Genomic DNA, 18,813 nt, shown 5'->3' with positions numbered 1-18,813 from the left:
GAGTCGTGACTACTGGCTGTTGGAACCCGCTTTCCGACAACCTCGATCCACGACTCGCCGGGAGCGGCCGGCCGCCGAACGACACGACTCGGCGGGGGTGGGTCAGAGGCCGGGGGCGCCGTAGATCGGGAACCACCGGGACAGGTCCTGCTCGAAGTTCAGGTCGGCACCGACGACCGACCGGATCTGGAGCTCCTTGGCGTTGTCGCGGCGGTCGGCGCCGACCGGGACGAACGGGTACCAGGAGCCGCGCTTGTACAGGTACACCAGGCCCAGTGGCTCGGTGCCGTTGGTGAACGCGACCAGCGTGCACAGCAGCGCGTTGCCGAAGCCTGCGTCGACCAGGGACGTGTTCACCGCGTGCAGGTCGGTGACGAGCGTTTCCAGGTCGTCGGGTGCGGTCTGCCGGACCAGCCAGGTGAAGCCGTACGAGTCCGTCGTACTGGTGAACTTGCCGTTGTCGAGGGCGAGCAGCTTGTCGACCTCCTCGCGGAGCGTGGAGAAGCCACCGCCCTCGGCTGCCTTGAAGCAGACCGAGCCGCTGCCGGTCGGGCGGTAGTCGGCCGCGGTCTCCAAGGTGATCGCGGCCGACGGAAGCGAGAACAACTGGTCGAGGTTCGGCGGAACGGCTTTGCTCCTGCCGAGCAGGATGTCGAGAAGTCCCATGTTCCGAGAGTAGGTCGGCCGACCTACCCTAAGCTTGCTCGCCCAGCTCGCGGGAGAGGGCGCCGAGGCGGTCGATGCGTGTCTCGAGCGACGGGTGCGTCGAGAACAGCGACGACACGCTCTTGCCGGACAGCGCCGGCGCGAAGAAGAACGCGTTGAACGCCTGCGCCGAGCGCAGGTCGCGCGACGGTATTCGGGCGATGTCCCCGCTGATCTTCGTCAGCGCCGATGCCAGTGTGGACGGTCTGCCGGTGAGCATCGCGCCGGCCCGGTCGGCGGCCAGTTCGCGGTAGCGCGACAGCGCCCGGGTGAGCAGGAACGAGATCGCGTAGACGACGACCGACACCGCAACGATGGTCAGCACGACGAGCGCCGCGTTCTGGTCACGGTTGCGGCCGAGGCCGCCGTACAGCCCGAAACGGGTGATCAGGCCGGCCAGCACGCCGAGGAACGACGCGATCGTCATCACCGCGACGTCGCGGTGCGCGACGTGCGAGAGCTCGTGCGACAGCACGCCCTCGAGCTCGTCCTGGTCGAGCCGGCGCATGATGCCGGTGGTCACGCAGACCACCGCGTTGCTCGGGTTGCGGCCGGTGGCGAAGGCGTTCGGCAGGTCGACGTCGGCGATCGCGACCCGCGGCTTCGGCATGTCGGCGAGCGCGCACAACCGGTCGATCGCGCCGTGCAGCTGCGGCGCCTCCTCGGGTGTCACGATCCGGCCGTGCATCGCGTACAGCGCGATCTTGTCGGAGAACCAGTACTGGACGAACAGCATGCCGCCCGCGATCACCACGGCCAGCACCGCGCTTCTGGTGAGCGCGATCAGTACGCCGACGAACGCGACGTAGAGCAGCCCGAGCAGGAAGCTCGTGATCACCATCCGGCTGGACAGCCCCCGGTCGGGCGCGAATCGAGTTTTCATCCCACGTCCTTCTTCCTCACCTGATAGTGAGCCTAGCTCGGGGTCAAACCCGGTCGTCCTCGCGCGTGTCCAGGTCGGCCAGCAACGAGCGGAGCTCGGAGCGCAGGAAGTCGCGGGTGGCGACCTCGCCGACGGCCATCCGCAGCGAGGCCATCTCGCGGGCCAGGAACTCCATGTCCGCACGGGTCCGGGCGTCCACGTCGCGGTCGCGTTCGTACTGCACCCGGTCGCGGCCCTCCTGCCGGTTCTGGGCGAGCAGGATCAGCGGAGCGGCGTACGACGCCTGCAGGCTGAGCGCGAGCGTGAGGAAGATGAACGGGTACTGGTCGAAGCGCAGGTTCACCGGCGCGAAGATGTTCCAGCCGATCCAGAACAGGATCGTCACCGTCATGTAGACCAGGAACTGCCCGGTGCCGAGGAAGCGCGCGATCCGCTCGGACAGCCGGCCGAACGCGTCCGCGTCGTAGGCCGAGCGCAGTGCGATGGTGCGGCGCAGCTCGCGCGGGATGTCCAGCCGGTTGGTGTTGCGCAGCCGCCGGCGCTCCTCGGCGCCGCTGTTGCCACGCTGGCGTCGGTCGTCGGTGCCGCGGTCGTCACGTGGCATCGTGGCCTACCTCCTGCGCGTTCTCCGGATGGTCGTGTTCCCGCCAGTCGTCCGGGAGCAGGTGGTCGAGCACGTCGTCGACGGTGACCGCACCGAGCAGCCGGCCCTCGTCGTCGAGCACCGGTGCGGCGACCAGGTTGTAGGTCGCCAGGTACTTGCTGACGGTCTGCAGGCTGTCGTCCGGCCGCAGCCCGTCCAAGTCCGTGTCGAGTGCCGCGGACACGAGCTCGGACGGTGGTTCTCGGAGCAGCCGCTGGATGTGGCCGATGCCGATGAACCGTCCGGTCGGTGTCTCGAGCGGTGGACGGCAGACGTAGACCATGGCGGCCAGTGCGGGGCTCAGGTCTGCGTTGCGTACGTGCGCGAGCGCGTCGGCCACCGTGGCGTCCACGGGCAGGATGACCGGCTCCGACGTCATCAGACCGCCTGCGGTGTGCTCCTCGTAGGTGAGCAACCGGCGTACGTCTTCTGCTTCGTCCGGCTCCATCAGCGTGAGTAGGCGTTCTGCTGTGTCTGTCGGTAGCTCCGCGATCAGGTCGGCGGCGTCGTCGGGGGACATCTCCTCGAGCACGTCGGCTGCACGTTCGGTGTCCAGCCCGGCCAAGATCTCGACCTGGATGTCCTCGGGCAGCTCTTCGAGTACGTCGGCCAGCCGCTCGTCGTTCAGCGCAGTGGCGATCTCCTTACGCCGCTTGGGGGACAGGTCGTGCAGTACGCCGGCCAGGTCGGCCGCACGCATCGACTCGAACGCCGCGAGGATGTGCGTCGCGCCCTGTCCTTCCTCCACCTGGGTGAACCCGCTGACGTCGCTCCAGTCGAGCACGTGCGTCTGGCCGCGGCGACGGAAGCGTTTCGTGCCCTCCCGCACCGCGACCTTCGTCAGCATCCAGTCGCGGGCTCTCCACTGCTCCATGGCCATGTCGAACACCACTGCGCTGGCACCGGTGTCCGCGATCGTCACGGTCCGGTCGAGGAGCTCACCGAGTACGAGTACCTCGGTCGCGCGCTGCTCGAAGCGCCGCATGTTGAGCAGGCCGGTGGTGATCACGTGGCCGGCGTCGACCGAGGTGACCCGGGTCATCGGGAGGAAGATCCGGCGCCGGGTGAACACCTCGACGACCAGGCCGAGCACCCGCGGCGGCTGCTCGCCCTGGCGCATCATCGCGACGACGTCGCGGACCTTGCCGACCTGGTCCCCGTTCGGGTCGTAGACCGGCAGGCCCGCGAGCCGGGCGACGTACACGCGCGACGGTGATCCGGTCATGTCCGAAGGCTAACTCGCCGGAGCGAAGTCGCGGCTGAGGACGCTTCGTAGACTTTGGCTCCTCGGGCGAGATCGGAGTGGGGTGGGGATCCTGGGATCCACCGGGTTGGGCGTGGACGAGGAGACGGCGTACCTGGAGCTGGTCCGGCACGGCGGGGCGTCGCTGGACGACCTGGCCAAGCGGCTCGGCCGTCCGGTACCGGAGGTACAGCGGGCCGTCGACGTGCTGCTGGCAGAGGGTTTCGTGCACCGTACGCCGGCTCCGGGCGAGCTGATCGTGCCGGTACCGCCGGAGCTCGCCGTCGAGCAGCTGATCCAGCGGCAGGAGCAGGAGTTCGAGCGGATCCGCAAGGCGGCGTACCGGCTCGCGGCCGAGGCGACCAGGCAAGGTGGCGCGCGGCGGACCGAGGAGCTGATCGAGATCGTCACCGGCGAGACCGCGGTCGGCCTTGCCTTCGACCGCGTCCAGCGGACGGCCCGTGCCGAGATGCGTGAGCTGGTCGCCCCGCCGTACGTCGCGTCGGCTGAGGTGAACAGCACGCAGCTGGCGCGGCAGGGCGCCGGTGTGGCGTACAGGGTGGTGTACGACAGCTCTGCACTCGCGGACGCAGTGCTGGCCGCCAGTGCGGTCAGCCATGTGCGTGCGGGGGAGCAGGCGCGCATCGCAGACGTGCTGCCGACCAAGCTGGCCATCGCCGACCGCGAGCTGGCACTACTACCGCTGGACTGGGCGACGCCTGCTCAGGACGCGGCCCTCCTGGTACACCCCTGCAGTCTGCTGGACGCGCTGGTCGCTCTGTTCGAGACCGTGTGGAACAGAGCCAGCCCGCTGAGTGTCACGGACTCGGACGCGCTCCGACCGGAGGAGGCCATGTCGGCCGAGGACAGGCATCTGCTGTCGTTGCTGGTCGCAGGACTGACCGACGACGCCGCAGGCGCCCGCCTGGGCATCAGCCGCCGTACGGTCGCCAGACGCGTCCAGCAACTGATGGAACAGACCCACTCGCGGTCCCGCCTGCAACTCGGCTGGCACGCCCGCGACCGAGGGTGGCTCTGAGGATCTTCGCTGGCCGGATTGGCCGTGACCACTTTGCGCCAGGGATATCCGTAGCAGCGGACACGGCGCGCCGAATCTAATGCGGGGAATCCCCTGAGCTTGGAGCCCCCGTGTCCTTCTCCTCATCCTTGGCTGCCCTCGGCGCGGCTGTGCTGGCGCTGTCCGCCGTCACGGTGCCGCACGCCGACGCGGTCCAGATGGCGGTTACCGCCTCTCCGCCCAGCACGGTCACTCTGATCACCGGTGACAAGGTCACCGTGACGACCGTCGGCGGCCGTCCGACGGCGACCGTCGACAAGCCCAACGGCACCCCGGCCGGCGCGCACATCATGGCCGTTGGCAACGACCTGTACGTCTATCCGGACGCCGCCCTGCCCTACCTCGCGTCCGGCATCCTCGACCAGCACCTCTTCAACGTCACCGAACTGCTCGCCGACGGGTACGACGACGCGCACAGTGCCGGTACGCCGTTGATCGTCTCGTACGCGCCGGGCTACAAGCAGGCCCCGCTCGCGGGAGCCCGGCAGACCCTGGCGCTGACGAGCATCCGGGGCGCGGCCCTGACCGCCGACCATCGCCAGGCCGGGTCGTTCTGGTCCTCGTTCACGGCTCGCAGTCAGGTCACGAAGGTCTGGCTGGACGGCAAGGCGAAGGCCACGATGTCCGACTCCACCGCGCAGATCGGTGCGCCGGAGGTCTGGCAGGGCGGCAACACCGGACAGGGCGTGGACGTCGCCGTTCTGGACACCGGCGTCGACGCCGCGCACCCGGACTTCGGCGGCCGGATCGTCGCGTCGCAGAGCTTCGTCCCTGGCGCGGACGTCACCGACCGGAACGGTCACGGTACCCACGTCGCCTCGACGATCGCCGGTACCGGCGCAGCGTCCGGTGGCAAGGAGCGGGGCGTCGCGCCGGGCGCCGGCCTGTTGATCGGCAAGGTGCTGGGCGACGACGGCAGTGGCCAGGACTCCTGGATCCTGGCCGGTATGGAGTGGGCCGCCCGCGACCAGCACGCCAAGGTGATCAGCATGAGCCTCGGCTCGGGGCCGACCGACGGCACCGATCCCATGAGCCAGGCGGTGAACACGCTGTCCGCGGAGACCGGCGCGCTGTTCGTGATTGCCGCCGGCAACTCCGGCCCGGATCCGTACAGTGTCTCGGCGCCCGGTGCGGCCGACGCCGCGCTGACGGTCGGTGCGGTGGACGGCAACGACCGGTTGGCGCCGTTCTCCAGCCGTGGGCCGCGGCTGGGTGACAGCGGGCTCAAGCCCGACCTGACCGCGCCGGGCGTCGACGTGCTCGCCGCACGTTCGCAGTACTCGCCGGAAGGTGAGGGGTCGTACGTCGCGATGAGTGGTACGTCGATGGCGACACCACACGTCGCCGGTGCGGCCGCACTGCTGGCGCATGAGCACCCGGACTGGACGGGCCCCCAGTTGAAGGACGCGCTGGTCAGTTCGACCAAGGCCACGACGCAGTACAGCCCGTTCGCCGCCGGTACCGGCCGTCTGGATGTGGCTGCCGCAGTGCGGGACGCCGTGTTCTCGTCGGGCTCGGCCTTCGCAGCGATGAAGTGGCCCTACCCGGCAAGCGTGCAGAAGGACGTCACGTACACCAACACCGGCGCGGAGGCGGTCACGCTGAACCTGGCGCTCAAGAACCAGGGTGTCCCGGCCGGCCTGTTCACGCTGACGACTCCGCAGCTGACCGTCCCGGCGCACGGTACGGCGACCGTCGGCGTCGTGAGCCACCTCGACCTCGCTGCCGACGACGCCGGCTACAGCTCGATGCTGACGGCAACGGATGCCGGCGGAGCAGTGCTCGCTCACACCGCGGTCGGCGTCAGCAAGCAGAGCCAGCGGGTGAAGCTGTCGCTGCGGTCCAAGGGCTTGTCCGGGATCGTCGTACTCAAGGACATCAAGCGGGACGTCGTGCCGCAGGTGTTCGAGGTGGACGGCAGCCTGGACGTCGACGTACGCCCGAGCACGTACGCCGCCTGGATGTACGCCGATGTCCGGGGGCTGGACGGTCCGCATTCGTTGGGGCGCGCGGTGATCAGCCGGCCGGAGGTGGACGTTCAGCAGGACCGGACGGTCACGTTCGACACAGCAGGGCTCCGTAAGGTCGCCGCCGTCACTCCACGGCCGAGCCAGAACACCTACGTGCGCGTGGACCAGTACCGCAGCTACGGCGATCTACATCGCTTTGTCGACACCTACCAGCTGGAGTGGTGGCTGTACGACTCGCTCTGGGCGACTCCTACACCGAAGGTGACACAGGGCTCCTACACGTTCGCCACCCGCTGGCGGCAGGAGCAGCCGGCGCTGACGGCCGGATCGTTCGACACCCTGGTGCAGAGCTGGTCGCCGATGCTGCCCGCGGGTACCGGCAACTACCCGGTGGCCTACGTCGGCTCCGACCCTGCGAAGTACGACGTCCGCGGCAAGATCGCTGTTGCTCAACGCAACGACACCGTACCGCCGACCCAGCAGGCCGCGGCAGCAGCCAAGGGTGGGGCGAAGCTGTTGCTGATCGTGAACGACGGCTACGGTCCGCTGGACGCATGGGCCGACCTGCCACAGGAGGAGGCGCCGGCACTCCCGGTCGTCTCGCTGAACATCGACCAGGCGCAGCAGTTGTTCGTACGGTCTCCCAAGACGCTGAAGCTCGACTCGCACCCGTACCCGCAGTACCTCTACGACCTTGTCCAGCACCACGAGGGAGCCGTGCCGAGCGATCCCGGGTACCGGCCGACGGCGCGGGACCTGGCACGGATTGACGAGTCCTTCCGGGATACCAAGCCAGGGGATGCCCTGGACATCCGCTTCGACCTGTCGGCGGACCTCACCTGGGCGGTCGGTGCGGCGTCGACAACCGTTCCGGCACAGGGCGAGCACGCCGTGTACGTGACGGCCGCGCCGAAGGTCAAGTGGCTCAGCATGGCGGCGGTACCGGACCTGTCGGAGCAGGGTTCGTCGTTGTCCTACCGGCCGGGCAGTGTCACTGCGGAGACCTGGTTCGGCGGCATCCAGCGACCGCGGCTGCTGAGCGACAGCGCGTTGTCGACACCGCCGTCGCGGGTGGGCGACATCATGAGCGTCTACGGCCTGCCAGGCTTCGCGGACTCGGGCCCGCACCAGGGCACCGTGTTCGACGTCGGCGCGTCCGTGACCACCGCGCTCTACCAGGGCGACGCGCTGCTCGCCGACGGCGCCGACATGCTGTCCGTCGAGGTGCCACCGCAGGCCCTGCCCTACCGGCTGGTCGTGGACACCAAGCGCGACCTGCCGAACCGGCCGTATTCACCGAGCACGCACACCGAGTGGGGATTCACCTCCAGCCAGGCCGACTACGCGAACCTGGAGACCCTTCCGCTGCTTCAGCTCGACTACTCGCTCCCCACGGACCTGTCAGGTCGGGCGAAACGTCACGCCGACCTCACGGTGACTCCCTCGCACCTCCCAGGCGCTGTGGGCACTGGCAAGGTCAATGCGGCGACGCTGGAGCTCTCGTACGACGACGGCGTCGCGTGGCAACCGGTGGCGCTGCAACGGTCCGGTGCCGGCTGGCGTACCAAGCTGGACGCCCGGCCCGGCTACGTGAGCATGCGGGTCACCGCACACGACACCGCCGGCAACAGCGTGAGCCAAACGATCCAGCGCGCCTTCGCGGTCAGTTAGCTCAGTTTGGGACGGCGGCGTACCGGGCGGTGCAGTGTCGTCGGTGGCTTGCCTCTCGTCGTGGCCCTGGTTGGCGCCGGGGCCGCGGCGTGGGGTGAGTCGTCGTACGGTCCGGTGGACTCGATCGGGTCCAGCACGAGGATGTCCGCCTCGGTGCGCCAGCGCTCCAGTTGGGTGTCCAGGTCGTGTGCGTTGAGCCGTTCGGTACGTAGTACCTGCGCGGCGGCGGTCCACTCGTCGGTGCCGGGCTCCAGCCGTCGTACGGCGGCCTTCCAGCCGGCCAGGCGGTTCATCGCGGGCTTGGCCGGTACGACGACATCGACCGAGCTTGCTGTGGCGAGTCCGGGGAGGGGCTGCTCGGCGCCTTCGCCCGAGTCCGCGAGTACGACATACTGCCCGTCGACCGTCGCGAACCAGGCGGGAACCGGCCGGCGGCCGTCCCACGCCAGCCAGACGAGCCCGGCCTTCTTCATCACGCCCGCGATCTCCTCGGTACTCACAGGCCTAAGTGTCACACGGTGAATCGGGCCACACTCGGAACGGAAGTGAGCCGGGTCACCGGAACAGCGGCTGCGGACGCCGTACGCTGCCGGTGACCGGTGGGTAACCGAGTGGAGGTCGGCCGTGGTGGACAAGGTGACGGACAAGGCGTTGCGGAGCAGGCGGTCGTGTTTGGCCACGCCCGGATCGAACCCAAGGTTCCTGACCAAGGCGAAGGGGCTGGACGCGGACCAGGTGTTCCTGGACCTCGAGGACTCGGTCGCGCCGCTCGCGAAGCCGGACGCCCGGAAGAACATCGTCGCCGCGCTCAACGAAGGCGGCTGGGGGACCAAGCTCCGCGTCGTGCGCGTGAACGACTGGACCACCGAGTGGACCTACGCGGACGTCATCGAGGTCGTCGGCGGTGCCGGCGCGAACCTGGACTGCATCATGCTGCCGAAGGTGCAGACCGCCGAGCAGGTGGTCGCGCTCGACCTGCTGCTCACCCAGTTGGAGAAGGTGCACGGGTACGAGCCCGGCCGGATCGGCATCGAGGCGCAGATCGAGAACGCGCTCGGGCTGACCAATGTGAACGCGATCGCGACCGCCTCGCCGCGGGTCGAGACGATCATCTTCGGGCCGGCCGACTTCATGGCGTCGATCAACATGAAGTCGCTGGTGGTCGGCGAACAGCCCCCCGGGTACGACGTCGGCGACGCGTACCACTACATCCTGATGCAGATCCTGATGGCCGCTCGCGCCCACGGCAAGCAGGCGATCGACGGCCCGTACCTGCAGATCAAGGACGTCGACGGCTTCCGGCGCGTGGCCGGCCGCTCGGCCGCGCTCGGCTTCGACGGCAAGTGGGTCCTGCACCCCGACCAGATCGCCGCCGCGAACGAGGTCTACTCACCGCGCCAAGAGGACTACGACCACGCCGAGAACATCCTCGACGCCTACGAGCACTACACCTCGGCCGCCGGCGGCGCCCGCGGCGCGGTGATGCTCGGCGACGAGATGATCGACGAGGCCAGCCGCAAAATGGCGCTCGTCATCTCCGCGAAGGGCCGCGCGGCCGGTCTCGAGCGCAGCGACGTGTGGCAGCCGCCGGCCGACTAGACCTGGGACATGATCGCCAGCAGTTGACCGTCGGGGTCGGGGAAGAACGCCATCCATTCCTCGACCCCGTCGTCGTGCTTGTGGATCAGGTGCGGTGCGCTCTCGAACTCCACGCCGCGTTCCCGGAGTTCGTCGTACGCGGTGTTGATATCGGCGACGCGGAAGTACAGGATCGACTGCTCGCCGCGCTCCTCGGTGGCGCGCAGGAACAACCGCGTCCCGCCGCAGTCGAAGAACGCCAGGTCACCGAACGTGTAGAGGTGCGGCAGGCCCAGTACGCCGCCGTAGAACTCGGTCGCGGTCCCGATGTCACTCACCAGCCGGGCAATCTGCCCGATGGCACCAAGCTGCACGCTCATCCCCAGGACCTCTCCTCGTCGCAATGTGCTGTCCACAGGCACCCCACGCCAGCTACGGAGCTCCGCCCGGCGGCTCAGGCCGAGCTTCCGGACCGCGTTCGCCACGTGGAACTTCACCGCGTCCAGGCTCACCCCACGGCGCCGGGCGATCTCTCGGTTCGACATGCCGTGCCGGACCGCGTGCACGACCTGCCATTCGGCCGGGGTCAGCACGTCGGGATGTCTGGGGCGCCCGCGGATGCCCATGTCTCACGGTAGCTCCGCGGGCGCCGGAATTACCCTCCCCCTAGCGGGCCCAGACCTTGAGGATGCGGATCGGGTGTACCGGCGGGCCGTCCTGGTCGGGGTCGGCGATGCCGGCGGCGACCATCCGGTCGAAGGTGGACATGCCGGCGATCACGTGCCCGAGGACGGTGTAGTTCGGGGCGATGTGGGCGAACGAGTGGACGACGAAGAACTCCGAGCCGTTCGTCCCGGGACCCTGGTTGCCGTAGGCAACGGTGCCGCGTGGGTAGGTCTCCTTCCCGGTGACCTCGTCGGGGAACTTGTAGCCCGGTCCGCCCTCCTCCTGGCGGTAGATGTCGCCGCACTGCAGGACGCCCAGCCGGGCCGAGTTCGTCAGCCGGAAGCACTGGGTGGCGTCGTAGAACCGCGACTTCACCAGATGCACGAAGTTGTGCACGCCGCACGGCGCGTTCGCCCGGTCCATCCGCACCACGAACGGCCCGTAGTTCGTCACGAAGTACACGTCCACCGTGCCCTTCGCCCGGGCGTTCGCGGACGGGATCCGGACCGGCTTCGCGGCCGGGTTCTCCGGGGTCGGGGTGAACTCGCACTTCACCACCGGCCGCGGATGCGGCGCCGGCGTGGCGGAGGCGGTGGTCGTGGTCAGCGTCGTCGCGACCAGCACGGCCGCGAGCAGGGCGGGAAGTTTCATCCACCCACCGTAGTACTCCGATCGCTGTGTGCAGAGGTTTCCCAAGCTTTCGCCGCGGACTCGATCATCCGCGGGTTCGCCGCCTAAGGTGGGCCAGTCCGCTGCGGAAGGGTGTTGTGTGTGAACGGCGAGGTACTGGCAGGTCGGTACCGGTTGCTGACCCTGTTGGGCAGGGGCGGTGCGGGTGAGGTGTGGCAGGCCGAGGACACGGTCCTGGCCCGTCAGGTGGCGGTGAAACTGCTGCGCAGCCTCGACGGTGACCCGATGGACGCGGTCGAGCGGTTCCGGGCCGAGGCTCAATCAGCCGCTCGATTGACCCATCCGAACGTGGTCGCGACGTACGACGTCGGCACCGAGGGCGACCACGTGTTCCTGGTGATGGAACTCGTCCCGGGCCCCGACCTCGCCAAGCTCATGCGTACGTCGGGACTCCCGACCCCGGGCATGGTCGAGACCATCGCCACGCAGGGCGCCCGCGCGCTCGACGCCGCCCACGAGGCCGGGATCGTGCACCGCGACATCAAGCCCGCGAACCTGCTGCTGGCCCCGGACGGCACGCTCAAGATGACCGACTTCGGGATCGCGAAGCGGGCCGGCAACGAGACGACCGGCCTGGGCGTCCTGCTCGGTACGGCGTCGTACGTGTCGCCGGAGCAGGTCCGTGGCGAGCCCGCGACCCCCGCCAGCGACTGGTACTCGTTCGGCTGCGTGCTGCACGAGCTCCTGACCGGTACGCCGCCCTTCACCGGCCCGACCGCCGACGTCGTGATGCGGCAGCACCTCGACGTACCGCCTCCGCCGATCACGCGGACCGACGTACCGGCTGAGCTGGCCGGGCTCGTGACGCACCTGCTGGCGAAGGACCCGGCCGCACGGCCGTCCTCGGCCGCGGACGTGACCGCGCTGCTGTCACCGGCCAACCAGACGCAGGTGCTGGCCTACACGCCAACGGCGGTGGCGGACGTGGTCGGTGTCGGGCACTGGGAGGAGGACGTCGAGCCGGAGACCACTTCCCACCGACCGTCGGGGTTCCCACGGGCGAAGGCCGCCGTAGCTGTTGCCGCGGTCGTGGTCGTCGGCGTGGTGGCGGCGGTGCTGTTGCGGGCGGGCGTGTCGAACGACCCGCCGACCGCACAGGCAGGCGGTACGCCGTCTGTCCCGGTGCAGAAGACCACGGCCGCTCCCAAGACCACACCGAAACCCAAGCCGACGCCTACCCCCACCAAGACGACTCCGACCAAGAAGCCGTCGCCCAAGCAGACGCAGAACCCGCAGGCCATCCTCGTGCAGCGCCTGCGAACCCTCGCCGCGCAGGTACGCGCCACGCAGCAGGACAGCCACAGTAAGGCCCCACGCGACGCCGCGAACCAGTTGGACCAGGCTGCGCAGGCCGTCGATCACGGTGATCTGCAGTCCGCCGCACAGCACTTCTACACGGCCAGGCAGCGTCTCTTCGAGGCACAGCAGCACAACCGCTGGCAGCCCACGCAGCAGATCGTCTCGCTCTTCGTGGCCCTCGGCCAGACGTTGCCACGACCGTCCGGCGACCACCACGAGTGAGCCACGCGACCTTCCACAGGTGGTCGGTGTCACAGCCAGTGTCACTCTGGTACCAGGATACTCACTGGTACGCAGGCCAAGGGAGGCGCAGGATGAGCAGGTTGCAGCAGACCGACGGGCTGAGCGACGTCCAGGAGGAGATCCTGAAGACGGTCCGCGCCTTCGTCGAGGCGGAGATCATCCCGGTCGCCACCGAGCTCGAGCACCGCGACGAATACCCGACCGAGATCGTCGAGGGCCTCAAGGAGCTCGGCCTGTTCGGCCTGATGATCCCCGAGGAGTACGGCGGTCTCGGTGAATCGCTGCTCACCTACGCGCTGTGCGTGGAGGAGATCGCCCGCGGCTGGATGAGCGTGTCCGGCATCATCAACACGCACTTCATCGTCGCGTACATGCTGCTCCAGCACGGCACCGACGAGCAGAAGCAGAAGTACCTTCCCCGGATGGCGACCGGCGAGGTCCGCGGCGCGTTCTCGATGTCCGAGCCGGGCTGCGGCTCAGACGTCTCCGCGATCAAGACCAAGGCCACCCGCGACGGCGACGGGTACGTGATCAACGGCCAGAAGATGTGGCTGACCAACGGCGGCTCGGCGAACCTGGTCGCCGTCCTCGTGAAGACCGACGAGCAGCAGGACTCGGTCTACAAGAACATGACCACGTTCCTGGTCGAGAAGGAGCCCGGGTTCGGCGAGGTCGACAAGGGCCTGACCGTACCGGGCAAGATCGAGAAGATGGGCTACAAGGGCGTCGACACCACCGAGCTGGTGTTCGACGGCTACCGGATCGACGCGGGCCAGATCCTGGGCGGCGTACCGGGCAAGGGTTTCTACCAGATGATGGACGGCGTCGAGGTCGGCCGGGTGAACGTCGCCGCCCGCGGCTGCGGCGTCGCCCGCCGGGCGTTCGAGCTCGGCATCTCGTACGCCCAGCAGCGCGAGACGTTCGGCAAGAAGATCGCCGACCACCAGGCGGTGCTGTTCCGGCTGGCCGACATGGCGGTCAAGGTCGAGGCGGCGCACGAGCTGATGGTGAAGGCGGCCAGGAAGAAGGACAGCGGCTCCCGCAACGACTTCGAGGCCGGCGTCGCGAAGTACCTGGCCAGTGAGTACTGCGCGCAGGTCGTCGAGGACTCGTTCCGGATCCACGGCGGGTACGGGTTCTCCAAGGATTACGAGATCGAGCGGCTGTACCGCGAGGCGCCGATGCTGCTGATCGGCGAAGGCACCGCGGACATCCAGCGGATGATCATCGGCCGCCGATTGCTGGAGGACTACAAGCTCTGACCCGGCGCGCTGGGTCGACGGGCGGGGCGGTGCCAGTCGGCCCAGCGCGCAGTGTGGGGCAGGGGCCTGTTGGGTGACGTCGGTGCTACGTGGGGGCTCGGTTCGAGCCGTGGCCGGAGAGCAGCCAGATGCCCAGTTGGGTGATCTCGTGCCGGACCGACGCACCGGACCGGCGAGTGGTGATCAGCCCGGCCTCGCGCAGCACCGTCGCCTGGTGGCTCGCGGCGGCCGGGGAGATGTTGCAGCGTCTGGCCAGCTCGGTCGTCGTACAGCCGGAGACGGTGGCCTCCAGCGCGGCGGCCCGGGTCGATCCGAGCAAGGACCCCAGCGGATCGCTGGACGGTACGGGCTCCGCCGACGCCTGCCGCAGGATCCCCGGCGCGTGCTGGATCGGGTACACCAGGATCGGTTTCAGGTCCGGGTCCCGCAGCTTGGTCGGTACCTGCCAGCAGAACGCCGAAGGCTGCAACTCGATTCCCCTGCCATCGAGATACAGATCGCGGTCGTTCATGTCCAGCACCTGCAGGACCGGTGCGACCCACCGGACCCGCGGGTGCAGCGACGACAGCAGCCGGTGCACGCCGTGCCGGGCCAGCGCCTCCCCACGATGGGCGTGGTCGGCGGACACGTGCGTGCCGATCGACTTCCAGTACGGCGCGATCGCGGCCTCGTGGTAGGTCTGGATCGCCCGTCCCAGTTTTGCCATCGACGTACGGCCGCCCTGGGCGAGCTCCCGGGTCCACGGTGAGGCCGGGCGGTACTGCGCGAGCAGGTCGAGCTGGCTGTGCAGCTGCTGCCGCGGGGTGGCCAGGGTCTGCTCCAGCGCGGTGTCGAAGTCCGGTGCGGACTCCGCGGGAGTGAGGAAGTCGGGGGAGTAGCCCTTCGGCGGGGTCAGCTCGAGCAGCAGGCGCAGCTGGTCCGGGGCGACCGTGGTCCGCACGTGCCGGCGCCAGTCGTCGAAGATCAGCTTGCCCTCGGCCAGCTGCAGCATGTGCAGGCTGAGCAGCACCTCCCACAGCGGTGCCGGGGTGGTGGCCACCGTGACCCGGGTCAGGTCGCGCGGCGTGAAATGAATGCGAAGCACCGCGATCCTCCCGTCACATAAAGTAGCCATTGTCTGACCGAACGCGACCCCGGAATTCAATCAAGGCAGCCGAGCGGGCGACAACCGTTTGAACATTCCAATCCCGGAGTAGTCCCGGCCATGGCAAAAGGTTGCCAACTCACCTCAACGGCTGAGCTCAGAGCCAGTGGTTCCGCTTGAACAAGCGGTACAGGGTGAAACACGCGCAGGCCATCACGCCGAGCACCACGAAGTACGCGTACTTCAGCCGCAGTTCCGGCATGTAGTCGAAGTTCATCCCGTAGATCCCGGCGATCATCGTCGGCACAGCGAGAATCGCGACCCAGGCGGAGATCCGGCGCATGTCCTCGTTCTCGGCCACCTGGACCTGGGCCAGCCCGGCCTGCAGGATCGAGCTGAGCAGCTCGTCGAACGAGATCACCTGCTCCTTCACCCGCTGCAGGTGGTCGTCGACGTCGCGGAAGTAGTTCCTGGTCTCGTCGGTGATCAGCGGGTGCCGAAGCGTCGCCAGCGCCCGCATCGGGCCGGTCAGCGGTGCGACCGCCCGTTTGAGCTCGAGCACCTCACGCTTGAGCTGGTAGACCCGGTCGATGTTCCGCCAGCCGCGCGGCGTGAACATGTCGGTCTCGATCAGGTCGATATCGGCCTGTACGGCGTCCGCGACCTCCAGGTACCGGTCGACGACATGGTCGGCGATGGCATGCAGTACGGCGCCCGGTCCGGTCGCGAGCCGATGCGGCTCCTGCTCGAGGTCTTGGCGGAGCCCGGTCAGCTCGCTGTGTTCACCGTGGCGCACTGTGACCACGAAGCCAGGCCCGCAGAACACCATGACCTCACCGGTTGCCACGACTTCGCTGGTGGCGGTCAGGTCGCGGTGCGGTACGTAGGTGACGGTCTTGAACACGGCGAAGAGCGTTTCGCCGTACCGCTCCAGCTTGGGGCGCTGGTGCGCCTCGGACGCGTCCTCCAGGGCCAGCGGGTGCAGCCCGAACTCCGCTCCGATGATGGCGAGCTGGTGCGCGTTCGGCTGGAACAGGCCGATCCAGACGAAACCCTGCCCGCGCCGGGCCCGGTCGAGCGCCTCGGTGTAGGAATCGACGCGCTTGTCGCGGACACCGTCCCGGTACAGCCCCCAGTCGACCAGGGCGCCCTCGAGCTTGGTGGTGACGACCTCGTCCGACGGACGGCCGGTACCGTCGCCACGCCGGGCGAAGACTCGTCCCACGCGGCGTGTCGCGCCCATGTCCCATCGTCGCCCGGCCATCACCGGCGAGGCTATCAAGACGCGGTAACCAGCCGTCGGCAATGATGGGGGTGGAAGCACGTGGAGAGGAACGACGATGACCGCGCAGGGCATACCCTCGATGGACCCCAGGCCGACCGGCCTGACGATCGGGACGTACGACACCTACCGGGAGGCGCAGCGAGCTGTCGACTACCTGTCGGACGAGAAGTTCCCCGTCCAGCACACGACGATCGTCGGCAACAACCTCCGCCAGGTCGAGAAGATCACCGGCCGGCTCACCTGGGGCCGTGCGCTGACCGCGGGGCTGGCCAGCGGGGCGTGGTTCGGTCTGTTCGTCGGGCTGTTGCTCGGGCTCTTCACCACCAACAACATGCTGGCCGCGCTGCTGACCGGTGTCGTGCTCGGCGCCTTCTTCGGGATGGTGTTCGGCGGCCTCAGCTACGCGCAGTCCGCCGGCCGCCGGGACTTCACCTCGCGGACCGCGGTGGTGGCGACGACGTACGACGTACTCTGCGACTTCAAGTTCGCCGAAGAGGCGCGGAACCACCTCGCGAAGCTGGCGCTCAAGGGTGAGGTGCACCCGGTGCTGCCGCAGCAGTCGCACCCGCAGCAGGACCGGCCGTGACCTATCTCTCCTGCCGACGCGCGGCGCGGTGAGAGCCACACCACGGTCCGGATGCGCCCGGACCCGGCAGCATGGGCATTCCAGCAGCTGAGGAGGAACCGGGATGCAGTTCGGGCGCAGTTACGAAGAGTTCGAGGTCGGGGCGATCTACAAGCACTGGCCGGGCAAGACGGTGACCGAGTACGACGACCACCTGTTCTGCCTGCTCACGATGAACCACCATCCGCTGCACCTGGACGCGAACTACGCCGGGGAAACCACCCAGTTCGGCAAGAACGTTGTGGTCGGCAACTACATCTACTCGATCCTGCTCGGTATGTCGGTCCCGGACGTGAGCGGCAAGGCGATCGCGAACCTGGAGATCGAGTCGCTGCGGCACGTCGCCCCGACCTTCCACGGCGACACCATCTACGGCGAGACGGTCGTCCTGGACAAGTGGGAGTCCAAGTCCAAGGACGACCGCGGCGTGGTCCACGTCGAGACCAAGGGCTACAAACAGGACGGCACCGTCGTCTGCCTGTTCCGACGCAAGGTCATGGTGCCGAAGAACAACTACCTGGAAGCGCGGGGCGGGGAGCAACCCGGCCGCCCCACCCCGGCCTCCTGAGTTCCTAGAGGAACAGCTCGATCACCGGGACCAGGACGTTCGGCTTCTGGATCGGGAGTTTCAGGGTGAGGGTGTCGGCGGACACTCCGCCCATCGTGGTGTTCTGGGCCTGCTGGTGCGGGTCGCTGACGATTCGCTTGATCTCGGACGCGTCGTTGAGGAGTTGCGCGTACTTGACCTTGCCGGCCAGGCCCGGTAGGTGGATATGGCCCATCGGCCAGGAGAACAGGTGCAGGTAGAGGCGGTTGCCCTTCTGCGTGAACCGGCAGTCGACCGGAGCGACGTACCCTTCGGCCGGCCGTGCGCCGCGGATCGACCGCTCGTGCAGCCGCATCCACTCGCCGATGGACGCCAGCGTCGCCAGCGCCCGCGGGTCGAACTCGCCGCGGCCGGTCGGGCCGACGTTCAGCAGCAGGTTGCCGTCCTTGGAGACCGAGTCGACGAGCATCTTGACCAGCGTCTCGGGCGACTTCCAGTCCAGGTTGTCCCGGTCGTACCCCCAGCTGCCGTTCAGCGTCTGGCACGCCTCCCAGACGACCGGTACGCCGTCGCGCTGCATCGGACCGTCCGGCTGGTACTGCTCCGGCGTCACGAAGTCGCCCGGAATGTCCAGCCGGTCGTTGATCAGGATGTCCGGCTGCAGCTCCCGGACCATCGCCATCAGCTCCTCGGAGCGCCAGTCGTCGCGGCCCTTGCCGTGGCCGTCCCGCCCGTCGGGGTAGGTGCGGCCCGGGTAGGAGAAGTCGAACCACATGATGTCGATCGGCCCGTAGTTGGTGAGCAGCTCGCGGGTCTGCGCGTGCAGGTAGTCGGCGTACACCTGGACGTCCCGCCCGGCCGCCTTCGCGATCGCCTCCTCGTCGTCGCGCTGCGGGTGCACCAGGTCGATCGGGAACTCGGGGTGGTGCCAGTCGATCAGCGAGTGGTAGAACCCGACGCCGAGCCCCTCGGCCCGGCACGCGTCGACGAACTGGCGGACCAGGTCCTTGCCCGCGCCCCAGGCGGTGTGCGCGACGGTGTAGTCGGACACCGCGGAGTCCCACAGGCAGAAGCCCTCGTGGTGCTTGGTCGTGAGTACGGCGTACTTCATGCCGGCCTGACGTGCGGCGGCAGCCCACTTGCGAGGGTCGTACAGGTCGGGCTCGAAGTGGTCGAAGTACGGCTGGTAGTCCTCGTCGGTGAGCCGTTCGTAGTTCTTCACCCACTCGTGGCGGGCCGGCAGCGAGTACAGGCCCCAGTGGACGAACAGGCCGAACCGCCAGTCGCGGAACTTCTCCACGGAAGCCGCAGGAGGCGCATCAGTCATTTCACATCTCCTCA

Annotated in this window: 17 protein-coding genes; 7 read left to right on the top strand and 10 right to left on the bottom strand. The window is 68.6% G+C overall.

All coding sequences use genetic code 11. The features are described from left to right. Positions 1-102 precede the first annotated feature (102 nt). Genes pspAB through FB475_RS06930 form a run of 4 tightly spaced genes read right to left on the bottom strand, consistent with a single transcriptional unit; the run spans position 103 to position 3,456 of the window. Positions 103-666 carry a PspA-associated protein PspAB gene (gene pspAB, locus FB475_RS06945; RefSeq protein WP_141853604.1) on the bottom strand — a complete coding sequence of 188 codons (564 nt, stop codon included), beginning with the start codon at positions 664-666 and terminating at the stop codon, positions 103-105. Positions 667-694: 28 nt separating this feature from the next. Then, positions 695-1,588, bottom strand: coding sequence for a zinc metalloprotease HtpX (gene htpX, locus FB475_RS06940; RefSeq protein ID WP_141853602.1), 894 nt, complete (start codon positions 1,586-1,588; stop codon positions 695-697). 43 nt (positions 1,589-1,631) lie between these two features. Continuing rightward, a complete protein-coding gene (locus FB475_RS06935) occupies positions 1,632-2,192 on the bottom strand; it encodes a DUF1003 domain-containing protein (protein WP_141853600.1) in 561 nt (186 codons plus the stop codon). Further along, on the bottom strand, positions 2,182-3,456 hold the full coding sequence (locus FB475_RS06930; RefSeq protein WP_141853598.1) for a magnesium transporter MgtE N-terminal domain-containing protein: 1,275 nt from the start codon (positions 3,454-3,456) through the stop codon (positions 2,182-2,184). The genes FB475_RS06935 and FB475_RS06930 overlap by 11 nt, the downstream gene beginning before the upstream one ends. Before the next feature lie 82 nt (positions 3,457-3,538). On the opposite strand from FB475_RS06930, the gene FB475_RS06925 reads away from it, so the two are divergent. Further along, positions 3,539-4,513 (top strand): helix-turn-helix domain-containing protein, encoded by a 975-nt coding sequence (locus tag FB475_RS06925; protein ID WP_238332003.1) that lies wholly within the window; start codon positions 3,539-3,541, stop codon positions 4,511-4,513. A gap of 110 nt (positions 4,514-4,623) precedes the next feature. Further along, the gene (locus FB475_RS06920; protein WP_202878272.1) at positions 4,624-8,193 is read left to right on the top strand and encodes a S8 family peptidase; all 3,570 of its coding nucleotides are present in this window, start codon (positions 4,624-4,626) and stop codon (positions 8,191-8,193) included. Here FB475_RS06920 and FB475_RS06915 read toward each other — a convergent pair. Continuing rightward, positions 8,190-8,693, bottom strand: coding sequence for a hypothetical protein (locus FB475_RS06915; RefSeq protein WP_141853596.1), 504 nt, complete (start codon positions 8,691-8,693; stop codon positions 8,190-8,192). The two genes, FB475_RS06920 and FB475_RS06915, sit on opposite strands and share 4 nt — an antisense overlap. Before the next feature lie 127 nt (positions 8,694-8,820). On the opposite strand from FB475_RS06915, the gene FB475_RS06910 reads away from it, so the two are divergent. Next, the gene (locus FB475_RS06910) at positions 8,821-9,792 is read left to right on the top strand and encodes an HpcH/HpaI aldolase/citrate lyase family protein (protein ID WP_238332002.1); all 972 of its coding nucleotides are present in this window, start codon (positions 8,821-8,823) and stop codon (positions 9,790-9,792) included. On the opposite strand, the gene FB475_RS36665 is transcribed toward FB475_RS06910, so the two are convergent. Further along, entirely contained in the window at positions 9,789-10,397 is a 609-nt protein-coding gene (locus FB475_RS36665) for a LuxR C-terminal-related transcriptional regulator (protein WP_185759118.1), read from the bottom strand. The two genes, FB475_RS06910 and FB475_RS36665, sit on opposite strands and share 4 nt — an antisense overlap. Before the next feature lie 40 nt (positions 10,398-10,437). After that, on the bottom strand, positions 10,438-11,088 hold the full coding sequence (locus tag FB475_RS06900; protein ID WP_141853594.1) for a peptidylprolyl isomerase: 651 nt from the start codon (positions 11,086-11,088) through the stop codon (positions 10,438-10,440). A gap of 120 nt (positions 11,089-11,208) precedes the next feature. Here FB475_RS06900 and FB475_RS06895 point away from each other — a divergent pair, with 120 nt between their 5' ends. Further along, the gene (locus tag FB475_RS06895; protein WP_141853592.1) at positions 11,209-12,648 is read left to right on the top strand and encodes a serine/threonine-protein kinase; all 1,440 of its coding nucleotides are present in this window, start codon (positions 11,209-11,211) and stop codon (positions 12,646-12,648) included. A 92-nt stretch (positions 12,649-12,740) separates the two neighbouring features. Then, the gene (locus FB475_RS06890; protein ID WP_141853590.1) at positions 12,741-13,931 is read left to right on the top strand and encodes an acyl-CoA dehydrogenase family protein; all 1,191 of its coding nucleotides are present in this window, start codon (positions 12,741-12,743) and stop codon (positions 13,929-13,931) included. An 85-nt stretch (positions 13,932-14,016) separates the two neighbouring features. Here the strand turns inward: FB475_RS06890 and FB475_RS06885 are convergent, their stop codons facing one another. Next, positions 14,017-15,015, bottom strand: a complete 999-nt coding sequence (locus FB475_RS06885) for an ArsR/SmtB family transcription factor (RefSeq protein ID WP_141853588.1) — start codon at positions 15,013-15,015, stop codon at positions 14,017-14,019. Between the two features lie 157 nt (positions 15,016-15,172). Beyond that, positions 15,173-16,279: a magnesium and cobalt transport protein CorA gene (locus FB475_RS06880; RefSeq protein WP_238332001.1), complete on the bottom strand. Its 1,107-nt coding sequence runs from the start codon at positions 16,277-16,279 to the stop codon at positions 15,173-15,175. Between the two features lie 76 nt (positions 16,280-16,355). Between FB475_RS06880 and FB475_RS06875 the strand changes: the two genes are divergently transcribed. Together FB475_RS06875 and FB475_RS06870 are read left to right on the top strand one after the other, a co-directional pair. Then, positions 16,356-16,886 (top strand): YflT domain-containing protein, encoded by a 531-nt coding sequence (locus tag FB475_RS06875; RefSeq protein ID WP_141853586.1) that lies wholly within the window; start codon positions 16,356-16,358, stop codon positions 16,884-16,886. A gap of 103 nt (positions 16,887-16,989) precedes the next feature. Next, positions 16,990-17,493, top strand: coding sequence for a MaoC family dehydratase (locus FB475_RS06870; RefSeq protein ID WP_141853584.1), 504 nt, complete (start codon positions 16,990-16,992; stop codon positions 17,491-17,493). Positions 17,494-17,497: 4 nt separating this feature from the next. Here FB475_RS06870 and FB475_RS06865 read toward each other — a convergent pair whose 3' ends face one another. Next, on the bottom strand, positions 17,498-18,799 hold the full coding sequence (locus FB475_RS06865) for an alpha-L-fucosidase (RefSeq protein ID WP_141853583.1): 1,302 nt from the start codon (positions 18,797-18,799) through the stop codon (positions 17,498-17,500). Positions 18,800-18,813: the final 14 nt, after the last annotated feature.

This window comes from Kribbella jejuensis (assembly GCF_006715085.1).
Taxonomy (GTDB): Bacteria; Actinomycetota; Actinomycetes; order Propionibacteriales; family Kribbellaceae; genus Kribbella; species Kribbella jejuensis.
The sequence above is the reverse complement of the archived record's forward strand: the minus strand, read 5'-3'. Positions and strand labels throughout refer to the sequence as shown.

Coding starts and splice junctions, on each gene's coding strand:
- FB475_RS06930 (WP_141853598.1), bottom strand. CDS start 3,456: ATGACCGGATCACCGTCGCGCGTGTACGTCGCCCGGCTCGCGGGCCTG.
- FB475_RS06870 (WP_141853584.1), top strand. CDS start 16,990: ATGCAGTTCGGGCGCAGTTACGAAGAGTTCGAGGTCGGGGCGATCTAC.
- FB475_RS36665 (WP_185759118.1), bottom strand. CDS start 10,397: ATGGGCATCCGCGGGCGCCCCAGACATCCCGACGTGCTGACCCCGGCC.
- FB475_RS06865 (WP_141853583.1), bottom strand. CDS start 18,799: ATGACTGATGCGCCTCCTGCGGCTTCCGTGGAGAAGTTCCGCGACTGG.
- pspAB (WP_141853604.1), bottom strand. CDS start 666: ATGGGACTTCTCGACATCCTGCTCGGCAGGAGCAAAGCCGTTCCGCCG.
- FB475_RS06935 (WP_141853600.1), bottom strand. CDS start 2,192: ATGCCACGTGACGACCGCGGCACCGACGACCGACGCCAGCGTGGCAAC.
- FB475_RS06900 (WP_141853594.1), bottom strand. CDS start 11,088: ATGAAACTTCCCGCCCTGCTCGCGGCCGTGCTGGTCGCGACGACGCTG.
- FB475_RS06880 (WP_238332001.1), bottom strand. CDS start 16,279: ATGGCCGGGCGACGATGGGACATGGGCGCGACACGCCGCGTGGGACGA.
- FB475_RS06890 (WP_141853590.1), top strand. CDS start 12,741: ATGAGCAGGTTGCAGCAGACCGACGGGCTGAGCGACGTCCAGGAGGAG.
- htpX (WP_141853602.1), bottom strand. CDS start 1,588: ATGAAAACTCGATTCGCGCCCGACCGGGGGCTGTCCAGCCGGATGGTG.
- FB475_RS06875 (WP_141853586.1), top strand. CDS start 16,356: ATGACCGCGCAGGGCATACCCTCGATGGACCCCAGGCCGACCGGCCTG.